Genomic DNA, 18,829 nt, shown 5'->3' with positions numbered 1-18,829 from the left:
ACGGCTGATCAATGCGCGCAAATGATCAGCAGCCAGGACTGGTCGAACATCAGTCAGGCGCTTCCGTCGAACCTGGCCGCCAGGGCCAGGAACCATCCCAAGAAGTATCGCGGCTTCATCGAGGCGGTCCTGTGGGTCGCCTGCAACCGGGCGTTCTGGAGCGAACTGCCGAAGACCTACGGCCCCTGGCGCTCGATCTACCTGCGCTACACCCGATGGGTGAAGGCGGGGATATGGGGCGCGATCGACCGTTCGCTGGGCCCGGAAAACGCTTGCGGTTCGGCGCTGAAATCGCTGCTGGAGGAACATCTGTTCGCTCAGCAACGCCGACGGTTGCGAATGGAGCGCAAGAAGCCGCGCCGGGCCAGGGCGACGCGGGAGAAAGGCATGTTGCTCTAGCGGGGCCGGGTTTGCCGCGCTGTCGTCGCCATCGCGGCGTCATTCCAGGAGGTAAGTCAGTCCGTTGTTTTCGAGATAGCGGCCGATCTCGTCGTTCGAGCGTAACCCGAGCTTGCGCAATGCGTTGTATTTGTGGGTCGTGACGGTCTTGTAGCTGCGCGAGCTGTCCAGCGCGATCGCCTGCAGGTTCTCGCCGCGAGCCAGGGCGAGCACCACGGTTCGTTCGCCCGAGGTCAGCTGGTACCAGGGGTGGTTTTTGGCCGACACGACGTCGACGGCCGGGTCGACGAAGCTCCTGCCCAGCATCGCGGAAAAAATCGCCTCGATGACGGTTTGCGGACCGCTGGCTTTGGAGACGAAACCGATCGCGCCGATTTCCAGCGCGGACAAGGCCAGGCAGGGCCGGTCCGAGCCGGTATAGATCACCACTTGCAGCCCGGGCTGTCTGGCCAGGGCGGCCCGTACCAGGGCGATGCTTTTGAATCGTCCCGGCATGTGCAGGTCCAGGACCAGGTAGTCGGGGTGGTTGGCGTCGAGGTGTCGAAGCAGGCTGTCGCCGTCGGCGACGGAGTCTACGGCCACGTTGGACCCGCCCAGGGCCGTGCCGAGCATCTCTGTCAAGGCCACGACGATGATCGGGTGGTCGTCCGCGATCAGTACCTGGACGGGATTCCGGTTGCTGCCCACTGTGAGGTTCGAACGCGCGCCGAAGGTTGGACCGGTTGTTTGATCGTCGGTGCTCATCACGTACCTTTCACTCACCTTGGCTCACCTCGCGGTCTGTCGTCGTAGCGGTATGTCGGAGGCGTCGAAGCCGGAAAATCCCGGCCTGTCGAGACAGGAATTTTACCCGTTGAAGGGGCATATTGGCCTATCGCTAGCGCCAATTGGCTAGGGCCGGCGATGCGGAGCATCGACTGACGCACGGATGCGAACGCTATCGTGTTGTCCGGATCTCCGCCGAGGTCCGGCCGTCGTTCCAGATGGAGATATGTGGTCGTCATGGCGTCGCATCGCTCGAACTGCCTGAAGCTGCTGGTCGTCGACGACGACCCGTTAGCGGTCGAGGTTATGGCCATCGCCCTGCGCAGCATCGGCGAGGAAGCGATTTTGCTGGCCCACAAAGGCGATGACGCTCTCAAATTAGCCGTCGAGCATGAGGTCGACGTGCTCGTGTGCGACCTGAACATGCCCGGCATGGACGGCGTGCGGTTGCTCGGCAGGATCGCCGAACTTCCCGTTCGCCCCGCGATCGTGCTGGTCAGCGGCGAGGATCCGCGCGTGCTGGACTCGAGCCGGCAGTTCGCCGAGGCCCGGGGCCTGACGATCCTGGGCACGCTGCAAAAGCCGGTCGAACGCGACTCGTTGCTGGCGGCGTTGCGCCGGTATCCGTTCGCCGCCGGACAGCCCCGCCCCGCCCGCTTGCCGGCGCGGTTCGATCCCGGTCGGATCGCGCAGGGCTTTTCGCGGGGAGCGTTGCGTCTGGTGTTCCAGCCGAAAGTCGACCTTGCCGATCAGGCCCTGGTCGGGGCCGAAGCCCTGCTGCGCTGGATCGACCCGGAGTTGGGCGAGGTCGCGGCCTCCGAGTTGGTTTGCGCCGCCGAATCGGTGGGGCTCATAGACGAACTGACGCTTGCGGTCCTGGCTCAGGCGGTCGCCAGCCGCAAGGCGATGTTGGCGCGCAACGTGGATATCGGAATCTCCTTCAACCTGTCCATGCATAGCTTGAACAATCCCGCGATCGTGGATCAGATGGTGGACATCGTGACGGACGGCGGCGATCGGTTCGACCGGTACACCGTGGAGGTGATGGAAACGCATCTGATGAGCGAACCCGCCGAAGTCATGGAATCGCTGATCCGGTTCCGGTTGCGGGGCTTCAGGATCGCCATCGACGACTATGGCGTCGGCGCGGCGACGATGCAGTTCCTGATGCGCTTGCCGAGCAACGAACTCAAGATCGACCGGAGCTTCGTCGCCGCGGCGCCGAACAGCGCCCACGCTCATGTCCTGCTCAAGTCGGCCGTCGACCTGGGATTGCGGCTGGGGCAGGTGGTGGTGGCCGAAGGCGTGGAGACGGAGGCCGAGTCGGACATGGTCAAGTCGATGGGCTGCCAACTGGGCCAGGGGTACTTCTACGCCAGGCCGATGACCCTGGAAGAACTGCTGGCATGGCGGCGTTGATCCGGTGTCGAGCATGACCTGGCAGGCGACATCCACGGCGCAGGCCGCGCAAGCATCGGAACGGCGCGCAGTCGACAGCGGTGCGGCGCGTACGCAGGCTGCGCCGAGATCCCGCTCGGCCGAGGATCCGGTGGCGCCGCGAGGCGTCGCCCAATCGGGCCGTGGCGCTGAAAGCGGATTGGGCGAGCGATGGTTGGGGATCGTATGAAGTGCGTGGCGATGGCGGTTCTCTGCGTGGCGCTGGCGTTGCAAGCGCGGGTCGAGGCCGCGCCGACGCCTCCCGGCGTCCGGTCCGGGCCCGCCGCGGAGCCCGCTTTCGAGCAGATCCCGCGGGCCGACGAACTGAAGAGCACCTACATTCTCGAGATCCTGCCCGACCGGCACGGCTTCGTCTGGATCGCCGGCGACCGTGGGGTGCAGCGATACGACGGGCGGAACTTCGCCGACTTCGATCGCGACCCGTCGCGCCCAGGCACTCTGGAAAGCCGCTTCATCTACCTGCTGGCCGAGTCGGCCGACGCGCTATGGATCGGCAGCCCGAACGGCAGCCTGCAGCGGCTGGACTCGCGCACCGGCGCGCTGAGCAAGGTGCCGTTGCAGGTCGACGGCGTCAGCCCCCAGGGCAGCGTGAGGATCGTCGCCGATGCACTGGGGCAGGTGTGGCTGATGACCGACATCGGCTTGCTGCGGACCGATGGGCGCGGCAGCGTGGTGCGGGTCATGCCCAGAAGCTTCGATGCGATGGCGCTGAACCACGCGGGCAACGAACTGCTGGTCGCGCTGGCCGACGGCCGGGTCCTAGCGATCGATATCGGCAATCCCGACACCAAGCGCACTCTGCTGAGCGTGCCCGGCGAAGGCGCGATCACCGCGATGGCTTCCGACGCGGCCGGACTGTGGCTGATCAAGGGCCGCGCCCTGTGGCGCTACGAGTGGCAGTCCCGGGAGTTGCAGCGCATCCCTACCCAGACGCCGCTGATCCGCGCCTTCTCCGTCGTTCGCACGCCGGACGGCGCGCTGTGGCTGGGCAGCGCCTACGACGAAGGACTGCAGCGCTTCGATCCGAAGAGCGGACTGCTGCAGAGCTTTCGCCACGACAGGAACGATCCGCAGAGCCTGCCGCCGGGGAGCGTGACCGCGCTGGCGGTCGACCGGGCGAACAACCTGTGGGTCGGCCTGGGAACTTCGGGTTTACGGCGTCTGCGTCTGAACCAACTCGCGGTGTCGCGCTATCACACCGCCACGGGCGCGGGCATCTGCGCGGTGGCGACCGGCGGGCAGCGGCGGATCGCCGCGGCGATCTGCCGCGGAGGCATCGCCATGGTCGAACCCGGGTCGCCGTTGCTGCGACCGATCCAGAGCAAGGAGCTGCCGGCCTCCTCCAAGGCGATGACCAGCGACGGCGCGGGCGGATTCTGGATAACGAGCACCGGCCAGGGCCTGTTTCATTGGAAAGCGGACGGATCGGTCGATCGCTTTTCGTTGCGCGCCGCGGACGGGATCGAGAATCCGGCGATGACCGGCGTCCTGCTGGATGCGGAAGGGCGCGTCTGGGTATCGCATCATCGCGGCCTGTCCGTGCTCGAGCCGGGAGGACGTGAGCTGCGTAACGTCCAGGCGCAGGAAGCGGGGCGGCCGTACGTGTTCGACCTGGTGCAGGACGTTTCCGAGGGGCCGGGCCAGACGCTGTGGCTGGGAACGATGAAGGGCGTGCTGAGTTTCGACGAGAACACCCGCCAGATTCGACGGTTCCAGCACGACCCGCTGGACCGGCAGTCGCTGTCCGACAACTACATCCTGCAGACCTTTACCGACCGCGCGGGCAATCTGTGGGTCGGTACGCGGGCGGGTCTGAACCGCCTGATCCGCGACCCCTCCGGCCGGTTGCGGTTCCGTCGTTACGGTTTGGAGGACGGCCTGCCCGACATCACCATCGATGCTATCGTCGGCGATTCGGCCGGCCGGGTGTGGATCGCGACCAGCCGCGGCGTCGCCTACTGGGAGCGGCAGCGCGACCGTTTCCAGAGCTACCTGGCCGCGGATGGGATTCCGCGCGCCGACGTCAATATGAAATCCGCCGCTCTCGGCGCGGATGGGGCGCTCTACTTCGGTACCTTGGGCGGGCTTTGGGCGGTCGTTCCCAGCGACATCCGCCCGGCCGATGCCGCGCCGGTGGTCCTGAGCAGCTTTGAAGTCGGCAGCCGCAAGACCATCAATCTGCAGGGCGAGAAGCTGTCGACCGTGACCGCGCGCTACTCCGACGACCGCGTCGTGTTCCATATCGCGGTGCTGGGCGATGCGCGCCGCCTGTCCTATCGTCTGTCGGGGTTGGAGTCGGAATGGAGCGCTCTGCCGAACGACCGGGCGATCAACTACAGCCGATTATCGCCAGGCGAATACGAACTGCAGATCCGCCAACAGCGGGCCGACGGCTCGTGGGGGCCGGGCAAGCGGATCACGAGCATCGAGATCCTGCCGCCGCTGTGGCGCACCGGCTGGGCCTATGCGCTCTACGTCGTGGCGTTGATCGGCTTGCTGTTGCTGGCCGTGCGGCGCTACTCGTTGTGGCGCAACCAGGCATTGCGCGCGCAGTTGCAGGAAAGCAACGCAAGACTTTCGATCGCCCTGCACGCGGCCAGGTTCGGCATGTGGGCCTGGGATGTAGCCTCCGACAAGGCCGAACTGGACGCAAACTCGCGCAAGATCCTTGCCGTTTCCACCGGCACCGATGCGGTCGGCGACGTGTTCGAGCGCATGCATCCCGACGACGTCGACCCGATCCGGGCCCGGGTCGACGAAGCGCTGCGCAGCGGCGACGTCAAGGACTTCGAGTTCAGGCTGTTCTGCGAAGGCGAGGGTTGGCGCTGGATAGAGGGCCACCTGGCTCCCTATCCGACCCCGCGGCGTTCTTCCTATGTGATCGGCGTCCATCGCGACGCCACCCAGCGCAAGCATGAGCTGATCGAGATCGATCAGGCGCGGCGGACCGCCGAGCGCACCCTGGCCGAGCTGAAGCAGTCGCGGATGGACTTGGCCATGGCGTTGGAAAGCGGCCAGCTGGGCGTCTGGCGGGCCGATCGGCCGGCGGGCGCTGCACCTGGCGGCGTGTGGCGGACCGCGACGATCGAATGCGACGCCAACGTGCGGACCATATTCGGCTGGCCGGCGGGCGTCGACATCGGTGCTCGCTATCTCTATCGCAGTCTCCATCGCGAGGACCGTCGGCGGGTCATGGACCTGCTGCGGCGCGTGGCCGGCTCGGGCGGCGCATACACCGATCAGTACCGGATCGTTCACCCCGGCGGCGTACTGCGCTACGTCTCGGTACGCGCGATCTATGCCCGCAACGAGCATCCGAAGCCGGGTGGGTTCTTTACCGGCATCGTCCACGACGTCACCAACGAGGAGACCCTGAAGTCCGAGCTGAAGCAGGCGGCCGAGCAAGCGCAGCAGGCGACGCGCGCCAAAAGCGACTTCCTCGCCATGATGAGTCACGAGATACGCACTCCGATCAACGGCATCGTCGGCACGGTCGATCTGTTGTCGGAGGTCGTCACGGAAGAGAACCAGGCCCATCTGCTGCGCCTGTGCAGGGAATCGGCGTTCGTGCTGCAGACCGTCGTCGCCGACATCCTCGACTTCTCGAAGATCGAAGCGGGAAAACTGGAGCTGGAGAACGCGCCGATTTCGCCCAGGCGCCTGGTGGAGTCGGTGGCCGAGTCCTTCAGGGCGCAGGTGCGCGAGAAGGGGCTGGACCTGGATGTGCTGATCGCGCCGAACGTGCCGCGACGGGTGATGGGCGATCGGGTCCGTTTACGCCAGGTGCTCGGCAACCTGGTCGGCAACGCGGTCAAGTTCACCGAGAAGGGCGGCGTGACCATCCGCGTGCGCCTGAGCTGCGAGGACGCGTCCTACCGCAGGTCGCTGCGTTTCGATGTCGTCGACTCCGGCATCGGCATCGATGGCAAGCGCCTGGAAGTCTTGTTCAATCCGTTCCAGCAGGCCGATGTCAGCACCACTCGACGCTTCGGCGGAACCGGTCTGGGCCTGACCATCGTCAAGCGTCTGGTCGCACTGATGGGCGGGCAGGTCGAGTGCTTCAGTTCGGCCGGGGTGGGCAGCTGTTTCAGCGTCGCCGTGCCTGTCGAGCGCTGCCTGGAGGCGCCGAAAGCGCAGCCCGGCGCTTTCCAAGGCCTGCGCGCTTTCGTGCTGTGCAAGGACTCCGACCGGACCCAGCTGCTGCTGCGGTTGTGCGGCGAATTGGGGCTGAACGCCCGCTCGTTGGCGCTCGATGCCGACCTCGCCGAACGAATCTTTCCTTCGCCGGATGCGCCGCCGCGCGACAGCGTACTGATCGTCGACAAGGGCTGCGCGGACAGGCACGACGATGTCCGTCGCATGGTTCGCGGGCACCCGCACGGCGCCGCCATGCCGATCGTGTTCGTCCGCGGCGAGGCGATCAAGGCCGAGCCGACGCCGGATCCGCACGCGGTTCTGGTGGCCGGGAGCCCGCTGACCAGCCAGGCCCTGGCCGCAGGGCTGCAGTTGCTGCGCGATCCGCAGATCGCCGGCGCCGGAGGCGGTTCGGCGCCATCGCCGCGCCCGCGTTCGTTCGAGCGGAGCCGCCCGGACCGGACCGGAACAGCGGCGCAAATCCTGGTGGCCGAGGACAACCCGACCAACAGCGACGTCATCACTCGCCAACTGCTGCACCTGGGCTTCAGCTGCGATGTCGCCGCCGACGGCGAACAGGCATGGAGCATGCTGCGAAGCCACCCGGGGCAGTACAAGATCCTGTTGACCGATTGCCACATGCCGGTGCTGGACGGCTACCAACTGGCCGAGCGGATCCGCCGCGACGAAAACGCGCGGGGGGCGCCGCGGATCGGCATCGTTTTCGTCACTGCCGACGCCCTGCAAAGCTCGCAAGCCAAGTCCGGCCTGCTCGGCGACGGTTTCCTGGCCAAGCCGGTGCAGATGCGCGATCTGCGCGACTTGCTGAACAAGATGCTCGCGCCCGCAGTCGCGGCGGATGCCGCAGATCCGATCGCCGATTCGCCCGAACTCGCGTCGCTGGTGGCATCGGTGGGCGGGAGCCGGGCCAGTCTGCGGAGGGTGCTGAATGTCTTCATCGCCACCACCGTCGAGGACCTGGGCAAATGGGACGCCGCGTGTGGGCGCAACGATGCCCTGGAGCTCAGGGAGTTGGCGCACAAGCTCAAGTCCAGCTGTCGGCTGATCGGCGATCAGCCGGCCGGGCTGGCGCTTGAACGGGTGGAGCGCCACCAGGGCGAGGCGGACGAATGGCCGGAACTGACGGATCAGGCCCGCAACGGCTTGGTTTCCGCCATCGCGCGGGCCAGGCACTTGATGGCGACGCTGGTTTGAGCGCGGCCGGCGCGATCAGCCAGGACGGGGCCGGCGGACGCTCGCCGGAGCGTTCGCGATCGATCCCGAGGAATGGCCGCGCCCAGCGGGCCAGTACCCGCGCCTGTCGCGAATTGCATCACAGCTTGCAGATGTGATGACAGCGGCCACTACGCCGGCATGACGGCGCATGGCATCAACGCACTGTCCGGATTCGCCGGAGGATCGCGCGGGTCGCTCCCGACCATCCGCCGGCCGCCGCGACCAGAGCCGGGTCCGTCGCCTTGGGGGCGATCGTCGCCGGCCGCTCTCATCGTCATCGTCCAGGGGATTCATCAGTGGCTATCGACTTTCGTAACTCCTCGTTCCGGCGCAGGCGTCTCGCGCGCCTGCTGCCGGCTGTGCTGTTGAGCGGACTCGTCGCGGCGCCGGCGATGGCGGCGCAGCCGCGCATCGGCGGCGAAGGCCAGGCCCATGCGGGCCTGATGTGGCCGGGCGAACCGCCGGCCAATTACTGCCAGGCCGGGGTCATGCCCAGCGGCCCGGCGACGGCGCCGGAAGGCGCGATCGTGGTTCCGGCCGGCGACAACAGCGGCTTCGATTTCCGCCGCTCCGGCACCTTCTGGTTCGCGCCCGGCGTGCACACCCTGGGCACGCACAAGTACAGCCAGATCATCGCCCGCGACGGAAACGCCTACATCGGCGGGCCCGGCGCGATCATCGACGGCCAGAACCTCAACCACTACGCCTTCACCAGCACCGCGCAGAACGTGGTGGTGCGCTACCTGACCATCCGCAACTTCGGCCGCTACAGCGACGACCCCACCCTGGACTACGGCAACTTCGACCAGGGCGTGGTCAACCACGACGCCGGCGACCATTGGACGATCGAGTACAACACCATCGCCAACAATCGCGGCGCCGGCGTGTTCCTCGGCAGCCACAACAAGGTCCGCTACAACTGCCTGAAGGACAACGGCCAGTACGGCTTCAGCATGTTCAAGTGGCCGCTGCAGAGCGAGGGCCCGGCGACGCCCGAACAGCCGGTTCCGGGGCGCTCGGCGATCGTCGACATCGAACTGAGCTACAACGAGATCGTCGGCAACAACGTCGACGACTGGGAGGCCAGCACCAAGTGCGGCTGCACCGGCGGCGGCAAGTTCTGGGACGTGCGCGGGGCCAAGGTGGTCGGAAACTACGTCCACCACAACCGCGGCACCGGCCTGTGGGCCGACACCAACAACATCGACTTCCTGTTCGAGAACAACTACATCCGCGACAACGACGGCGTCGGCATCTGGTACGAGATCAGCTACAACGCCACCATCCGCGCCAACACCTTCATCAACAACGGCTGGGTGTCGGGCAACAGCGACCGCGGCGCGCCGGCGCCGGCGATCTATCTGTCCGAGTCCGGCGGCGACAGCCGCCTGCCCACCCAGGTCAGCGGGTCGGATCAGCTGCGCATCTACGACAACTACTTCGAGAACAATTTCTCCGGGGTGTCGATCTACGAAAGCTCCAACCGCTTCTGCAACTCCAACGGCAACACCAGCCAGGTCTACTGCACCCCGTTCGTGCATCCGGCGCTGATCGTGCGTCCGGACCCGAATAACCCGAGCAAGTACCCGGACCCGGTCAGCAACCTGCATCCGTGCTACACCCAGATCAACGGCGATCCGGTCCTGCAGCGCGACTGCCGCTGGCACGCCAAGAACATCCAGGTGACCGGCAACGAGTTCTACTTCGACCCGGTCGCGGTGCCCTGCGGCAGTTCCAGCTTCTGCGGCGCGCAGGCGCTGTACGCCACCGGCGAGAACAACCTGAGCTGGTCGCCTTACACCGTGCAGCAGGTGCAGAACGATGTGATGTTCAACAACAACAACCGCTTCGCCAACAACCACTACTACGGTCCTTGGCGTTTCGCCAAGCGCTACGGCGAGACGATGAGCTTCAACGCCTGGCGCGCCGCCCCCTACCTGCAGGATGCCGGCAGCACTACCGACGGCTCGGCGTTCAACCTGATCGACCCGGCGACCGCCACCCTGGAAGGCTCGATCGGCCTGTGGGCGCCGTGGTACGGCAGCAGTGTCGCCCGCGCCGATGTCGGCCATGGCGGCGCGCACAGCCTGCAGCTGACGATCGAGGACAATTACTGGGCTGCCGCGCTCGCCAACCATCCGGGCTACCTGTCCGACAGCAGCGCCAAGCGGTTGAGCTTCTGGGTCCGGCACGTCGCCGGCACGCCGCCTTTGCCCGCCAACGCGCGCCTGCGCCTGCGCTGGCTGAAAGAGGGCGGCACCCCGGCGACCGGCGATGAGGACACCTCGTACAGCGACGTATCGCTGGGCGCGGCCGGCGACGACTGGGCCCAGGTGACGGCCAACGTGCAGCCGCCGGCGCAGACCGCCAGCGTTTGGGTGCAGCTGCTCGGCTCGGGCGGTTCGGCCAACCACGGCGCGAGCTTCCAGCTCGACGACATCGTGTTGCAGGACGCGCCGCAGTAAACGCCGCACGCGGCGGGCCGCGCCCTCAGGGTTCGCGGCCCGCTGTTTGCGGCTGACGTCGCGCGGTAGGCTCGCCGGGGTTTGTGCTGCCAGCGTCATCACGGCGCGGACCGATCTGCAGCGGTCCGCGCTCGATCAACGGAATTCCGAACTCCTACCGTGCTCCGGGGTGTGGGCCCAGCGATTGGGAAGCCCGCCTCAATCGAGCTACTTGCTCGCTCCGTCCCGGAACACCCGGGTCGCGTTCGCCAGCACCGCCGGTTCGAACAGGCGGGCGTTGACGCCGCGGGACTGCCGGCGCGCATCCCTGGGCATCCAGTGGGTGAGGCAGCCGCAGCGTTTGCAGCGATGGAAATCCACGTGCCGGCCGTTCCAGGCGTAGCGGTCGGTCAGCGACTCGTCGGGGCTCGCCATCATCGACTCGGCCTCTACATACGCCCAGAGCACGCCATAGCGGCGGCAGAGCGAGCAGTTGCACTCGGTGACGGTCGGCGGAAACTGCTTCAGCACGATTCGGACCTGGCCGCAGTGGCAGGATCCGGATACGCCGGTTTGATCTGTCATGCATCCGGCCCAATCGGTGGTTCGAGCACGATCCTAACAAGCGCGGCCGAGGGCGGCCCGCGAACGGCAACCGGAACCGTTCCCCATCGCCGTCGCCCGTTGCCCGACCGCGCTCGCCGGGAAGCGCAGCGCACCGTGTCGCCAGGCCCGAACCGTAACGCGCATCACCCTGCGTCGGTTTCGTCCGGCCCGACCGCCAGCCCGGTGATCCGCCCGATCCGGCCGGGCAGGGGCCGTCGATGGCATCCTGGCGCCGGCCGCGCCGCTCACGCGGACCAAACAAAGACACCCGTTCAATGGGGCCACGCAGCCTAGGGACCGGCTTTCTGCCAAAACGGAGACCTGCGACAGCCGCGACCCGGGGCGCTGCGGCAATAATCCGCCGAACGGTTCGAGCGTACCCACGCCGTCCGACCGGCCGAAGGTCCATGGCGGCGGCAAGGCGCTCGCGGGCGCCACAAGTGCCTGGGAGGGGACTTGATGCAGGACGTTGCAGGCCAGAGCGTTGCGCGCCCCTCCGAGGGCGATTTGCGATACCGCGGCGTCGTGCACTCGGCGCTGGACGCGATCGTCGTGATCGACGAGTCGGGCCGGATCAGGGAGTTCAATCCCGCGGCCGAGCGGGTGTTCCGCTGGAAGCGCGAGCAGGTGCTGGGGCTGGAAGTCGCCGAAGTCATCGTTCCGCCCGAGTTCCGCGACGCGCATCGGCAGGGTTTCAAGCGCCACCTGCTGACCGGCGTGTCGACCATCCTGGACCGGCGGCTGGAACTCACCGCCGTCCGCGCCGGCGGCGACCGGTTCCCGGTCGAATTGACCGTGACCCGCAGCGACAGCGGGGCGGCGCCCTATTTCACCGCCTTCATCCGCGACCTGAGCGAACACAAGCGGCTGATGGCCGAAGTCGCCTACCACGCCCGCTACGACGTAGTGACCGGCCTGGAGCGGTACTCCATCCTGGAACCGCGGATGATCCGCGCGGTCGAGGAGGGCGGCGGCTTCGCCGCGGTGATCTTCGTCAATCTGGACCGCTTCCACGGCATCAACGGTTCGATCGGCCACCGCAACGGCGACGAGGTTCTGCGCGCCGTCGGCATGCGCCTGCAGTCGCTGGCCAATCAGCACATCGCCGTCTGTCATTTCGCCAGCGACGAGTTCGTGGTGGTCCAGCAGGGCGGCGATAGCGCCGCGGCGGTGGGCCTGGCCGAGCACATCCGCAACCTGCTGTCGATGCCGTTCGAAGTCGAGCGCTACCGGGTATTGCTGACCGCGACCATCGGCGTCAGCCATGCGCCCGCGCACGGCCGCACCGCGCTGGATCTGCTGCGCCATGCGCAGGCGGCCGCCGAGCGCGGCAAGAACCTCGGCCGCGACTGCGTCTGCTCGTTCCAGACCGAGGACATGCAGGACATCGAAGACCGGATCCTGATGGGCGGACTGCTGCGCCAGGCCGCGCAGTCCGGGGAATTCGCCCTGCACTACCAACCCAAGTTCTGCGCCTTCGACCGGCGCCTGACCGGTTTCGAATCGCTGCTGCGCTGGACCAGCCCCTCGTTCGGCAAGGTGCCACCGGACCGGTTCATCCCGGTCGCCGAAGGCCTGGGCCTGATGCCGGAAATCGGCGCCTGGGTGGTGCGCGAGGCCTGCCGGCAGATCCGCGAATGGCTCGATGCGGGGTACGCCGGGTTCACCGTCGCGGTCAACGTGTCGCCGCAACAGCTGCGCCGGCCAGGTCTGCATCGCGCGGTCGGCGATGCGTTGAAGGAATACCGGGTGCCGCCCGAGATGCTCGAAATCGAGCTGACCGAAAGCACCATGATGGAGAACCTGGGCCGGGTGCAGGCCGAACTGGGCGCGCTCAAGGCCCTGGGCGCGCAGCTGACTCTGGACGATTTCGGCACCGGCCATTCCAGCCTGACCTATCTGAAGCATTTCGACCTGGACAAACTCAAGATCGACCAGACCTTCGTCCAGGGCCTACCGAACAGTGCGCTGGACGCCTCCGTCACCCGCGCGATCCTCGCCGTGGCGCGCGACCTGGGCCTGCAGGTGGTCGCCGAAGGCGTGGAAACCACCGAACAGGCGGCGTTCCTGCGCGAGTTGGGCTGCGACGAGCTGCAGGGCTATCTGTTGGGCAAATCGGCGCCGGCGGTGGTGGCGGAAAGCTATTTTGCCCCGATCGATGCGGAGCTCGACCGGTAGCGTCGGTGACCGCAACGATTGCCTGGCGCCGCGGCTTGGCGCAGCGCCGGAGTCGGTATAACCAACTCGCAGCCGACATGGACGACCGTCTGGGACGCCCATGCGAATCGGTCTGCGGACGCGTCAATGGCTGGAGGCAACTGGACTTTCCGTGTGCATCACGCACTGCCATTGCTCGCCCATCTTGATCCAGGTGGAGCTGTCGTACACATCCATTTGCGTTGTCTCGCCGTCGGCCTCCACTTTCTGGGCGACACGATAGGTGGCGATCGCCACTTCGTCCGTCGGGAACAGCACGGCCATATCCGAAATGGTGTAGTCGACAAGCTTGAATCGATCGTCATTCGCCATCTTGATGTAGGCGGCATGGTCGAACTGGTTGACGCCATGCGTGCTGATCATGAGGGCCGGTTCGGTCAGAAGCTTGGTGGCCGTTTCCGGCTGCCGCTCTGCGATGGATTTCCAGAAGGCCTTTTCTAATCGCTCGATCTCTGCTTTTTGCGTTGAAGCGCTCATAATCGGTACCTCTCGGAGCGGTAGCGAACAGCCTTAACCCCGATGGCGTTTTGCGGTCGTGACAGGAGCGCGAAGCGCTTCATAACAACCGGTTCTGGGAGGCCGATAGCGCTTGGAAAGGGGCGCCAGGCGGCCGCCGAGCCGGCGTACGACGACATCCATTTTGACGAGATGCGTAGCCATGATCCCGAGTATCCCGGTCCCTACAGATAATCTCTGGAAATTCTCCGCACTGTTCGGCCTTGTGCTGATCGTCAGCTCGATCGCAGGGATTTTGCGTAGTGCGGACTCAGCAGTCGAATCGAGTCGCCAGGAACCCGCAGCTGCGGATCAGGACTCCCCGCTCCAATAGTCCACGCCGCCATCGATCCGGTCGATCGCCTCGAACGGCGCGGTGCCGCCCAGATTGGCTTCGGCCATGAACTTCCCGGAATCCGGGTACACGCAGATCTCCGGATCGTCGGTGGTTCCGATCGAAAGATACTTCAGGGCTTCAGACGAGGTATTGATGAGCTGATGCGGATACTCAGGCCCGGGCGGAATGCAGATGACGTCGCCGGCCTTCACCGGAAGCATTTCGCCGGCGACACGCAAGGTCCCCGTGCCCTCCAGGATGATGAACATCTCTTCTTGCGCGTAGTGCAGATGGTAGGGACAGGCCCGCATCCCGGCCGGGACCACGTCATAGGTCGCCGCCAGCTTGCGCGCGACGGTGCCATCGGTGATCCGCACGCGATCGCTCAGGTACTTCGAGCCTCGCTCGAAGCGTTCCAGCGGAACCTCTTGGACATTGCGGATCAGCCGTTCGGAAAGCGTCTTTTCCGGGTCGGACATGGCATGGTTCCTGTGAGAGGCAAGTGCCTGGGCGTGCGGGCCACGTCAGTCGTAGTGCCAGCAGCACCAGGTCCATCGAGGAGGAAGCGGCTCACGCACCCTGCAGATAATGCGCCTTCTGCGCCGGGTAGTAATCCGCGAACGCGGGCAGCGGCTTGCCGTCGAGCACCGCGACCAACATGTCGAGGTAGTACTCCCAACCCGGCCCCACCTCGCCGGCCTGCGCCGCGTCGCTGAGGCGCTGGACGAACCGAAGTTCGGTCGAATCGCCCGCCTGCACCAGGTTCAGCTCGATGCGCCAATCGCCGTAGTCGTCCTTCATCGCGATCGCCAGGCGGCGCGGCGCTTCGCATGCCTCGATCGCCACCTCGGCCCAGGGCTGACCCTGCTCGTGCGTCAACTGCAGCCGCACCGTCCTGCCCGGTCCGGCGTCGCCTTGCCAGCGGCCGAACCAGAGCGCGGTGCGCTCGGATCGCGTCACGCTCGCCCAGACCTCGTCGATGGAGGCGCGAAACCGGCGGGTGAGGATCAAATCGTTGCCGCGGAGATAGCCAGTGGGCTGGGGGCTCATGCTGCGCTCTGGGCTTGGGGGGCGATGCGGTCTGAGGGGTTTTGTCTCACCTTACTACAAGCCCCGTCCGCGCCAAGAACGCTGCGCAGTACGGCCGGGAGCCGGGCTGCACCAGGCACTGGACCGCCTTCCGGATGCTCGGTCGAAGCGACTTTCCGGCAGGCCCGACGGAAAGCCGCTCCAACCCCATTGCCCCGCTGGGCGACCGCAGGCGGCTGGGTGGGGAATCCATTCTGGGGTTTCGTCGGCCTTCGGCCGGAGAGTATGTTCGTACAGTGCCGAATCCGGCATCTACACGGAGGTTCACATGAAATTGCCAGCGCTCCCTTTCGCCCTTGCTACTCTGCTGTCCTTTGGTGCGCACGCAGAACCCGACGACCAGGAGCCGGTCCAGTTCGTTCGCGACTACGCAGCGGCGCGGGGTGTGACCATCGTGGAGGCCAGGCAGCAGCTCAGCATTTCGGATCAGGCGATCGAGGTAAAGCTGAAGGCGGAAGCGGAGTTTCCCGGCACGTTCGGCGGCCTGTACATCCAGAACACACCGAACTATCGCGTCATCGTCAAGTTCAGTCGAGATGCAGAGACGAGCCTGAGAGCCCTGACCAGCAACCCGGCTTTTGTGGCGGTTCAATCCCCGTACTCGATCCGCGAACTGGAAGCGAAAGGTCGTCAGATCGAGGCGATACTCGATGCCGAAGGCATCGAAAGTTCCACGAACGTCGATCCAAAAGAGACGGAGTTGAGGGTCTGGGTCGACGAAGCAAAGGTCGAAGCCGTCCGGGCGCTGCTGTTGGAGCGAGGAGTCGATCTTTCCTCGACCTCGGTCGTTGCCTTGGGAAAAATCGAGCTGACCGCTTCCGGTAGCTGAGAGAAAAGCGCTGGCTGGATCGAGACATCGATCCATGCGAATGCGCGCTTGCGCATCCAAGTGGCTAACCATGCGAGAGCGGGGATGCAGAACGAGTACATCTGGTTCGTCCTGACAGGAGTCATACTCGGTGGGCAGCTGCTCGCCTGGGGCGTCGAGGCGTTGTTCGCGCGATATTGCTATTTCACCGGGATCGATCATGGGAACTGGTGGTGGCTCGGCGTGGTCGGCTGGGCCACGATCTTCGCCTACTGGCTGTTGCTGGCGGGCGCGTTCGCCCTGGCCATCGGAGCGGCTGCCTGGGCCCTGGTTCCGCTGGGGGCCGGGGCCGGATTCGCGTTATTCGTCGTTCTGCGTTTCCGCCGCTACTGGCGACGGCGCGGTCTCTAGGCGTCGGGAGCGGTGCGTTTCGATGGTGCGAAGTACTGCCCGGCAAGACGCTAGCGTGTCGCAGTTGCGCCGCGCGGCTAGAAGATAACGAAATCATCTTGTAGATGAAGCTTGACTCCAGACGGGCTGTTCCTCGTACAGGTCGCAGGGTGCAGTCGGATATGAATCTGCGAGCGCAAGATTGATCGCGGGCACGGATTACCGATCGGTCGCGTTGCTATGCTCAGCCGCAGCTGAATAGACACATGCCGAACAAGGGCGCGTGGACCCGTTCGCCCCATAGGGCCCGACTCTGATCCTCCGCAACCGCAAGGTTGGAGGGTCGCTCCCGTCTCGCCGACAAATAATCTCCAACGCACTCTCGGTCTTCATCCGTTCAATCGAGACGGCCGATCGCCTCGCACATGAACCCGCACAGCTGTCGATCCTCGCCGCCCTCTCGGTTGCGAAGTGGGCGGAGTTTGGCTTCTTTGAATTCGGTTCGCTGCCGTTGGAGAAAGGGCAACCCGTCTCGCCGTCTGGCAAGTTCGAAGCGGGTGGGCTGGTCGCTATCGAAATGATTTTCTGCGGCGGAAGATTTTTATCCCGCGCCGCCGTCACCGCCCAAGGACGCAGTGCGCTGGCGTGCTATCGGCAACAGATCGCGGCGCGGCTCGAAACCGTACCCTCCAACTTGGGAGATCGATCATGATGGTTCTTCGACGCCTCGTCGCGACGGCCTGCCTTCTGGCGGCGACCGCCGCGTCCACCATGCCGCAGGCGAAGCCCGACACGGCCGGCTCTCAGCCGGCCACGGGTGCCGGCCAAGACGAAGCCACCCTCAATGTCGGCCGCGAGTTGTCGCGGCTCTTCCTGGACGGCAAGGCCAAGGAGTTGTGGGCGCGGTTCTCCCCGAGGATGCGTCAGGCGGTGCCGGACGCCGAAGCGTTGGCTACGTTCCGCGCGCAAATCGGCACGCAACTCGGCGAAGAGCAGGCGCCGATATCGGAGACGACCCGCGAGGCCGATGGCATTCGCGTGTACCTACGCACGGCGCGTTGGAGCAAGGCGCCGGTGACCATAGCGATGCAGTGGGAGATCGGCGCCGACGGTCAGGTCGAAGGCTTTTTCGTCCGCCCCGCGGAGCCGCCGAAGGAAGCCGCCTCGCGCCATCTCGACTACGACACGAAGGCGGCACTGCGCCTGCCGTTCGAGGGCGGGTGGCTCGTCGCCTGGGGTGGGCGTTCGATCGAGCAGAACTACCACGCCGCGAATCCGGGTCAGCGTTTCGCCTACGACTTCCTCAAGCGCGTCGACGGCCGCAGCCATCGCAGCGACGGCGACGAGCTCGCGGACTACTACTGCTGGAACCAGCCGATTCTCGCACCGGCGGCCGGGCGCGTAGTCGCCGCGGTGGACGGCCTGCCCGACCAGGCGATCGGCACCACCAATGCCGACGCGCCGGCAGGCAATCACGTCATGCTCGATCTCGGCAACGGCGAATACGCGATGCTCGCGCATTTTCGCCAGGGCAGCGTGCGGGTCAAAGCGGACGACCGGGTCGCCGCCGGCGACGTGCTCGGCCGCTGCGGCAACAGCGGCAACACCAGCGAACCGCACCTGCACTTCCACCTGCAGGACTCGCCGGTCTTCGGCCAGGGCGCCGGTCTGCCGGCGTTCTTCAACGACTACGCCGCGGACGGACGTCGCGTCGACCGCGGCGAACCGTTGCGTGGCCAGTCCGTCGCGGCGCGATGACGAAGAAGAGCGTATCTGCTTTCCCGGTTAGCCCGAATCCAGGGTCGAATCCAAGCGCGATCGCGCCCGGGCCGAGGAAGTCATGTTGCGCAACGGCAAAAACCGGGGCAGCGGAGAACGGGGCAGAGTGGATTTTCAGTAAATTCCTGGAAAATCAGATCTGCCCCATTGTTTGTCCGACTAAACCTGGCAAGTGATCATCCTGATTACTGGCGTGCCGTCCCCAGCAAAAATATCGAGGTAGCCTGATGGCGCGGATTCGCAGGAGGTTTCGCTAAAACTCGCCGTAGCCTGAAGTTCGCGCGACTTGGATGTGTAAACAGCTGCGTCTCCTCGTTTGATTAACTCGGCTACCAGATAAGTGGCTTCGTCCGACGACAACGCCATAGTCCTACATCCAAACCGGTCCTGTTTTTCGTCGGCTTGCGCAAGAATCGTCTTGGCGCGGTCACCCCAGACGCGACGAGCGTGATCGTTGTGCTGAAGCTGATCTTTACCCTCGGCGACGCGGCGAACGACTGCTTCCGGTAGCAGAACCGCGACATCATCGTTCGCCAATGACACGCAGGGAATTCCAACCTCCATCTTCAGGCGCACTACCTGGCGATCGTTCTTAGGATGAGCATGGACACAAGCGGTAGTGAGGCAGCACAGCAGCAGGCCATAGAGCCATAGGTGACGGGTTGGCATTCC

General features: G+C 65.8%; 14 protein-coding genes. 8 read left to right on the top strand and 6 right to left on the bottom strand.

Going from position 1 to position 18,829, the window contains the following annotated elements; all coding sequences use genetic code 11:
• Nucleotides 1-21 precede the first annotated feature (21 nt).
• Nucleotides 22-399 (top strand): transposase, encoded by a 378-nt coding sequence (locus K4L06_RS06140; RefSeq protein ID WP_221670561.1) that lies wholly within the window; start codon nucleotides 22-24, stop codon nucleotides 397-399.
• Between the two features lie 39 nt (nucleotides 400-438).
• On the opposite strand, the gene K4L06_RS06135 is transcribed toward K4L06_RS06140, so the two are convergent.
• Nucleotides 439-1,143, bottom strand: a complete 705-nt coding sequence (locus K4L06_RS06135) for a response regulator transcription factor (protein ID WP_221670560.1) — start codon at nucleotides 1,141-1,143, stop codon at nucleotides 439-441.
• A 258-nt stretch (nucleotides 1,144-1,401) separates the two neighbouring features.
• Here K4L06_RS06135 and K4L06_RS06130 point away from each other — a divergent pair, with 258 nt between their 5' ends.
• The 3 genes from K4L06_RS06130 (at nucleotide 1,402) to K4L06_RS06120 (ending at nucleotide 10,457) form a co-directional block, all read left to right on the top strand.
• A complete protein-coding gene (locus tag K4L06_RS06130) occupies nucleotides 1,402-2,583 on the top strand; it encodes an EAL domain-containing response regulator (RefSeq protein ID WP_221670559.1) in 1,182 nt (393 codons plus the stop codon).
• 219 nt (nucleotides 2,584-2,802) lie between these two features.
• On the top strand, nucleotides 2,803-7,971 hold the full coding sequence (locus K4L06_RS06125) for an ATP-binding protein (RefSeq protein WP_221670558.1): 5,169 nt from the start codon (nucleotides 2,803-2,805) through the stop codon (nucleotides 7,969-7,971).
• Nucleotides 7,972-8,357: 386 nt separating this feature from the next.
• On the top strand, nucleotides 8,358-10,457 hold the full coding sequence (locus tag K4L06_RS06120; RefSeq protein WP_221670557.1) for a right-handed parallel beta-helix repeat-containing protein: 2,100 nt from the start codon (nucleotides 8,358-8,360) through the stop codon (nucleotides 10,455-10,457).
• Between the two features lie 207 nt (nucleotides 10,458-10,664).
• On the opposite strand, the gene K4L06_RS06115 is transcribed toward K4L06_RS06120, so the two are convergent.
• Entirely contained in the window at nucleotides 10,665-10,967 is a 303-nt protein-coding gene (locus K4L06_RS06115; RefSeq protein ID WP_221670556.1) for a hypothetical protein, read from the bottom strand.
• 582 nt (nucleotides 10,968-11,549) lie between these two features.
• Between K4L06_RS06115 and K4L06_RS06110 the strand changes: the two genes are divergently transcribed.
• On the top strand, nucleotides 11,550-13,220 hold the full coding sequence (locus K4L06_RS06110; protein WP_221670555.1) for a GGDEF domain-containing phosphodiesterase: 1,671 nt from the start codon (nucleotides 11,550-11,552) through the stop codon (nucleotides 13,218-13,220).
• A gap of 123 nt (nucleotides 13,221-13,343) precedes the next feature.
• Here K4L06_RS06110 and K4L06_RS06105 read toward each other — a convergent pair whose 3' ends face one another.
• The 3 genes from K4L06_RS06105 to K4L06_RS06095 form a co-directional block, all read right to left on the bottom strand.
• The gene (locus K4L06_RS06105; RefSeq protein ID WP_221670554.1) at nucleotides 13,344-13,736 is read right to left on the bottom strand and encodes a nuclear transport factor 2 family protein; all 393 of its coding nucleotides are present in this window, start codon (nucleotides 13,734-13,736) and stop codon (nucleotides 13,344-13,346) included.
• A gap of 330 nt (nucleotides 13,737-14,066) precedes the next feature.
• Nucleotides 14,067-14,570 carry a cupin domain-containing protein gene (locus K4L06_RS06100; protein ID WP_221670553.1) on the bottom strand — a complete coding sequence of 168 codons (504 nt, stop codon included), beginning with the start codon at nucleotides 14,568-14,570 and terminating at the stop codon, nucleotides 14,067-14,069.
• Nucleotides 14,571-14,661: 91 nt separating this feature from the next.
• Nucleotides 14,662-15,141, bottom strand: coding sequence for an SRPBCC family protein (locus K4L06_RS06095; protein ID WP_221670552.1), 480 nt, complete (start codon nucleotides 15,139-15,141; stop codon nucleotides 14,662-14,664).
• A gap of 307 nt (nucleotides 15,142-15,448) precedes the next feature.
• Between K4L06_RS06095 and K4L06_RS06090 the strand changes: the two genes are divergently transcribed.
• The 3 genes from K4L06_RS06090 to K4L06_RS06080 all read left to right on the top strand — a co-directional run bounded on the left by K4L06_RS06090 (nucleotide 15,449) and on the right by K4L06_RS06080 (nucleotide 18,136).
• Nucleotides 15,449-16,009, top strand: a complete 561-nt coding sequence (locus K4L06_RS06090) for a hypothetical protein (protein WP_221670551.1) — start codon at nucleotides 15,449-15,451, stop codon at nucleotides 16,007-16,009.
• 84 nt (nucleotides 16,010-16,093) lie between these two features.
• Nucleotides 16,094-16,399 carry a hypothetical protein gene (locus K4L06_RS06085; RefSeq protein WP_221670550.1) on the top strand — a complete coding sequence of 102 codons (306 nt, stop codon included), beginning with the start codon at nucleotides 16,094-16,096 and terminating at the stop codon, nucleotides 16,397-16,399.
• 687 nt (nucleotides 16,400-17,086) lie between these two features.
• Nucleotides 17,087-18,136, top strand: coding sequence for a M23 family metallopeptidase (locus K4L06_RS06080; protein WP_221670549.1), 1,050 nt, complete (start codon nucleotides 17,087-17,089; stop codon nucleotides 18,134-18,136).
• Between the two features lie 180 nt (nucleotides 18,137-18,316).
• On the opposite strand, the gene K4L06_RS06075 is transcribed toward K4L06_RS06080, so the two are convergent.
• A complete protein-coding gene (locus K4L06_RS06075; protein ID WP_221670548.1) occupies nucleotides 18,317-18,733 on the bottom strand; it encodes a hypothetical protein in 417 nt (138 codons plus the stop codon).
• Nucleotides 18,734-18,829 lie beyond the last annotated feature (96 nt).

The organism is Lysobacter sp. BMK333-48F3 (assembly GCF_019733395.1).
Classification (GTDB): domain Bacteria; phylum Pseudomonadota; class Gammaproteobacteria; order Xanthomonadales; family Xanthomonadaceae; genus Lysobacter.
Note: the sequence above shows the minus strand (reverse complement) of the source record. Positions and strands in the feature narration are given on the sequence as shown.

Coding starts and splice junctions, on each gene's coding strand:
- K4L06_RS06140 (WP_221670561.1), top strand. CDS start 22: ATGATCAGCAGCCAGGACTGGTCGAACATCAGTCAGGCGCTTCCGTCG.
- K4L06_RS06135 (WP_221670560.1), bottom strand. CDS start 1,143: ATGAGCACCGACGATCAAACAACCGGTCCAACCTTCGGCGCGCGTTCG.
- K4L06_RS06130 (WP_221670559.1), top strand. CDS start 1,402: ATGGCGTCGCATCGCTCGAACTGCCTGAAGCTGCTGGTCGTCGACGAC.
- K4L06_RS06125 (WP_221670558.1), top strand. CDS start 2,803: ATGGCGGTTCTCTGCGTGGCGCTGGCGTTGCAAGCGCGGGTCGAGGCC.
- K4L06_RS06105 (WP_221670554.1), bottom strand. CDS start 13,736: ATGAGCGCTTCAACGCAAAAAGCAGAGATCGAGCGATTAGAAAAGGCC.
- K4L06_RS06100 (WP_221670553.1), bottom strand. CDS start 14,570: ATGTCCGACCCGGAAAAGACGCTTTCCGAACGGCTGATCCGCAATGTC.
- K4L06_RS06095 (WP_221670552.1), bottom strand. CDS start 15,141: ATGAGCCCCCAGCCCACTGGCTATCTCCGCGGCAACGATTTGATCCTC.
- K4L06_RS06090 (WP_221670551.1), top strand. CDS start 15,449: ATGAAATTGCCAGCGCTCCCTTTCGCCCTTGCTACTCTGCTGTCCTTT.
- K4L06_RS06085 (WP_221670550.1), top strand. CDS start 16,094: ATGCAGAACGAGTACATCTGGTTCGTCCTGACAGGAGTCATACTCGGT.
- K4L06_RS06080 (WP_221670549.1), top strand. CDS start 17,087: ATGATGGTTCTTCGACGCCTCGTCGCGACGGCCTGCCTTCTGGCGGCG.